Origin of the sequence: Mycobacterium sp. (assembly GCF_049280035.1) — a bacterium.
Taxonomy (GTDB): domain Bacteria; phylum Actinomycetota; class Actinomycetes; order Mycobacteriales; family Mycobacteriaceae; genus Mycobacterium.
Genome location: NZ_JBAPPI010000460.1, coordinates 1 through 4,481 on the forward strand (window position 1 = coordinate 1; position 4,481 = coordinate 4,481).

Here is a 4,481-nt window from a genome sequence, read left to right on the forward strand (position 1 = left end):
GTGGTCCGATCACTTCCACTGCCTGCACTGCTCGACCCCTGCTTCCCGTTGTCTGCGGCCGGCTTATCTCAAGTTAAACAATTAAGTGAGTCGAATATTTGCGGTTCAATGATTAAGTTACAGTGGGACTGTGAGCACCGCGCGTGAGACTCGCTGGCTGGACGAAGACGAACAACGCACTTGGGCGCAGCTGTCGACGATGATCCTGCGGCTGCAACCATTCTTGAGCGCTCAGTTGCAGCGCGAGTTCGGGATCGGCCACTTCGAGTACCTGATCATGGCGCGGCTGTCTGAGGCACCAGGGTCGAAGCTGCGGATGAGCGTGCTCGCGACGACCTCAGGCAGCTCGTTGCCAAGGTTGTCCCAAGCCGTCGCCCGCCTGGAAAAGCACGGCTGGCTGTCGCGGCAGACCGACCCCGAGGATGGCCGTTACACCCTTGCGATGTTGACCGCCGCGGGACGCCGACGACTCCAAGAGGTCGCCCCCGCCCACGTCGACACCGTGCGGCAGTTCGTCTTCGATCGATTGACGCCAAACCAGACTCGTCAGCTGGGCGCGATTTGCCAGCGCATCCTCGATGGGCTGCCGCCGGATGACAGCTGGCCCAGCACCGCGTCGCCCTAAGCCGGCGGAAGATCTGTGACCGCGTTGTGAGTTCATAGGTTGCAAGACACACTCGCAACAGGAAAGGGGCACCCGATGACCGCAGATTTGCCTGACCGAGCACTGGAACTGCGTTCGCTGGTGACGTCGCAGGGCACGCTCGAGCTCTCACTGCACGACGTCCCAGTTCCGTCCCTCGCCGCTAATGAGGTGCTGGTACGCGTGGAAGCCTCGCCGATCAACCCGTCTGACTTGGGCGTCCTCATCGCCGGCGCCAACATGTCTGCCGCGACGGTAGCGGGCACGCCGGAGCGCCCAGTCGTTACCGCGACGTTGGGAGAGGGGGCACTGGGAGGGCTTTCGGCGCGAGTCGATAAACCGCTTCCGGTGGGCAATGAGGGGGCGGGCACCGTCGTGGCGGCTGGGTCCTCCCCGGCGGCCCAGGCACTTGTCGGCAAGACGGTGGGGATCGCTGGCGGCGCAATGTACACGCAGTACCGAGCGGTGGATGCTTCCGCGTGTCTTGTTTTGCCCGAGGGGACAACGGCGAAGGATGGGGCGTCGTCTTTCGTCAATCCGTTGACAGCTCTGGGAATGCTGGAAACCATGCGCCGTGACGGCCATTCGGCCCTCGTGCACACCGCGGCGGCGTCGAATCTCGGCCAGATGCTCGTCAAGCTCTGCATCAAAGACGGGGTGCCGCTTGTCAACATCGTCCGCAAGCCCGACCAACAAGAGCTGCTGAGGTCCCTCGGCGCGGTCCATGTCTGCAATTCGGCATCGCCGTCGTTCTCGAGAGACCTCGTCGAGGCTCTCAAAGCGACGTCCGCGACGGTTGCGTTCGACGCAACGGGCGGGGGCACGCTCGCGAGTCAGATTCTCAGTGGCATGGAGGAAGCGGCGAACGCGACCGCGGAGGGATATTCACGTTATGGGTCGACCGTTCACAAGCAGGTGTACATCTACGGGGGCCTCGACACGAGTCCGACGACGCTCACGAGGGACTTCGGAATGGCGTGGGGTGTTGGCGGGTGGCTGCTGACGCCGTTTCTTCAAAGCATCGGGGCCGAAGCCATTGGTAGGCTCCGGGCCCGTGTAGCCGCGGAGCTCACCACGACGTTCGCGAGTACCTACACCCGGGAGGTTTCACTCGCCGGCATGCTTAAGCCTGATGCGTTCCATGCCTATGTCAAGCGAGCCACCGGGGAGAAGTTCCTGGTAACTCCGCAGGCACACCCATAACTGCATCAACGGATTATCGATACGAATGCGGACCCATCATCGCGGCCGGAACCGTGGTGTAGCGGTTGTCAGCCCCCGACAGATCAACGCCACCCCCACCGCCTGGGTCTACGCTCGATGAGGCACAAGGAAAGGTACGCGATGTTCGCAGCGTTCGGATTCGAAGCCGTCGGTGTAGTCGTCGGCGATATGTACTTCGTCGACCCGGCCCCGCTCGCCGGTCAAGAAACCCCGGAACGGGGAGTCAGATTGGAACTGCGCCTTATCGGCCGAGCCGAGCCACAGGGCTCCATGTACGCCGGCGTCCCGATCGCCTTCAACCGCCCGGTGTGGCGGGTGGACCTTTTCGGATCCACCGAGAGTCCGCCGGGGACGCTGGACCGGGCTCATCACCACCCGCATTTCAACGGTTGGGAACCGAGCCGCCGACACTTCGTCCCCGAGCTGTCAGCCGACCCGCTGTCCTGGCTGGCCGATCAGCTGGCAGACCCGGCCGCCGTGCTGACCCGAGCAGGCGTCGATACCGATGAGGTCACCGAAGCCGACAAGACCGGCCTCGCCGCGGCAGCACCGGAGATCGTCGCCGCAGTGAAACGGATGCTCGACGGCGTCCGGGACGGGGAATTGGCCCCGGCCCCCGCTGAGCTGGTTGCTGCCGCCCGTACCGGCTGGCTGTAATTCGGGGGTCAGACCGCGAGGCCTTCAAGAGCCGCTGGTCACCTTGGTGGCTAATGCCGCCAGCTTCGCATCGAGTTGCTTTGCGGCACTCAGCAATTCGGGGTTCTCTTCAATGACCATCGCTGACGACGGTTTGACGTAGGTCAGACTGCTGCGGCCGTCGTCCTCGTCGACCAGCAGCATCTCGACCGGGGCGAACAAACCGGCGGTCACGTCGTGGCGCAACATGGTGATGGCGATCAGCGGGTTACCGAGGATGACGCGCAACACTTTGCGGTCGACGCCCGCCTTGGTGATCCAGGCGCCGTGGTCGACCAGGCCGAACAGCATGAAGCCGCTTGGGCCGACGTGGGATTCCACCTGTGCCCGGTAAGAGTCCCAGCTGTCGGCGGCCGTCGCGAAATCGTTGATCGGCACCGCCCGTTCACCGATGTCAGCCAGCAGCGCGGTGACCAGCTCGTCGTAGCTCTTGGCGCTGTCGTAGCGCACACGCACACCGTCGAACCGGGTTTCGCGCGAAACAGTTGCGGACGTGGTCACGGAGCCCCGCTAGTCGATCCGCTCGATGATGGTGGCGTTGGCCATTCCGCCGCCTTCGCACATCGTCTGCAATCCGTACCGTCCGCCGCGCTGCTCCAATGCATTGACCAACGTTGTCATGATGCGAGCACCGCTGGCGCCCAACGGATGTCCGATTGCAATCGCACCGCCGTTGACGTTGGTCTTGGCCAGGTCCGCTCCGGTGTCATGCGCCCACGCCAGTACCACCGGCGCGAACGCCTCGTTAACCTCGAACAGGTCGATGTCGGCCAGCGTCAGACCAGCACGGTCTAACACCTTCTCGGTAGCCGGGGTAACGCCGGTCAGCATGTAGAGCGGATCGGAGCCCACCACCGTCGCGGTGTGAATCCGGGCCAGCGGCCGCAAGCCCAGTTTCTTGGCCGTCTCGCCGCTGGTGATCAGCACCGCGGCGCTGCCGTCGGACAGTGGCGATGAGTTGCCCGGGGTGATTTCCCAGTTGATCTGCGGGAAGCGCGCTTCCACCGCGGGGTCGTAGAAGGCCGGCTTGAGGGCGGCCAGGGTCTCGACGGTGGTACCGGGCCGGATGATCTCGTCGTTGCTTAGCCCGGCGATCGGAGCCAACTCGTTGTCGAAGAGCCCCTCTTTGGTAGCCCGCGCGGCCTTTTCGTGACTGGCAGCCGAGAATTCGTCGAGCTCGGTGCGGGAGAAGCCCCACTTCGCGGCGATCAGTTCGGCGCTGATGCCCTGCGGCACCAGCCCGTCGGGATAGCGGCGCGTCATGTCGTCACCGAATGGATTGCTGCCCGGCAGCACCGAGCTGCCCATCGGAACGCGGCTCATCGACTCCACGCCGCCCGCGATCACCAGGTCGTACGCGCCCGAGACCACACCCTGTGCGGCGAAGCTGATGGCCTGCTGGCTGCTGCCGCATTGCCGGTCAATCGTGGTGCCGGGAACCGACTCAGGAAAGCCCGCGCCCAACAGGGCGTTACGCGCGATGTTCACTGCCTGGTCGCCCACCTGCGTCACGGCGCCGGCAATGACATCGTCGATTTGGCCGGGATCCACGCCGGTGCGTTGCACCAACTCCCGCAAGCTGTGGGCCAGCAAGTCTGCGGGCAGTACGCCGTGCAGTGCGCCGCTGGCCTTGCCTTTGCCGACCGGTGTGCGTACCGCGCCCACAACGACGGCGTCTCGACCCTGATATGCCATGACTCCTCCTTGAGTCGATGCTAAGTATCCATAGCCATACCTAGCCAAACACCTAGGTATAGTGAGAGCAACCCAGACTGGAGGTGATTTGCATGACACTTTTGCAGGGCGCGCTCGCAGATCGTGACGCCTGGTCGGCAGTAGGCGAGTGCGCCATCGAGAAAACCATGGCAGCGGTCGGCACCAAATCCGCGATGCTGATCATGCGCGAGGCGTACTACGG

The 4,481-nt window shown here is 64.1% G+C and carries 5 protein-coding genes and 1 pseudogene; 4 read left to right on the plus strand and 2 right to left on the minus strand.

Annotation, left to right across the window (positions count from 1 at the left end; all coding sequences use genetic code 11):
- Positions 1–130 precede the first annotated feature (130 nt).
- The 3 genes from WAN71_RS15135 (at position 131) to WAN71_RS15145 (ending at position 2,524) form a co-directional block, all read left to right on the plus strand.
- Complete coding sequence (locus tag WAN71_RS15135; RefSeq protein ID WP_422226112.1) at positions 131–625, plus strand: MarR family winged helix-turn-helix transcriptional regulator; 495 nt, start codon at positions 131–133, stop codon at positions 623–625.
- Between the two features lie 75 nt (positions 626–700).
- A complete protein-coding gene (locus tag WAN71_RS15140) occupies positions 701–1,846 on the plus strand; it encodes a zinc-binding dehydrogenase (protein ID WP_422226113.1) in 1,146 nt (381 codons plus the stop codon).
- A gap of 141 nt (positions 1,847–1,987) precedes the next feature.
- A complete protein-coding gene (locus WAN71_RS15145; protein ID WP_422226114.1) occupies positions 1,988–2,524 on the plus strand; it encodes a hypothetical protein in 537 nt (178 codons plus the stop codon).
- Positions 2,525–2,548: 24 nt separating this feature from the next.
- Here WAN71_RS15145 and WAN71_RS15150 read toward each other — a convergent pair whose 3' ends face one another.
- Together WAN71_RS15150 and WAN71_RS15155 are read right to left on the minus strand one after the other, a co-directional pair.
- Complete coding sequence (locus WAN71_RS15150; RefSeq protein ID WP_422226115.1) at positions 2,549–3,064, minus strand: DUF302 domain-containing protein; 516 nt, start codon at positions 3,062–3,064, stop codon at positions 2,549–2,551.
- Positions 3,065–3,073: 9 nt separating this feature from the next.
- Positions 3,074–4,258: a thiolase family protein gene (locus WAN71_RS15155; protein ID WP_422226116.1), complete on the minus strand. Its 1,185-nt coding sequence runs from the start codon at positions 4,256–4,258 to the stop codon at positions 3,074–3,076.
- Positions 4,259–4,350: 92 nt separating this feature from the next.
- On the opposite strand from WAN71_RS15155, the pseudogene WAN71_RS15160 reads away from it, so the two are divergent.
- Positions 4,351–4,481, plus strand: a pseudogene (locus WAN71_RS15160) (transcriptional regulator); the annotation flags it as partial.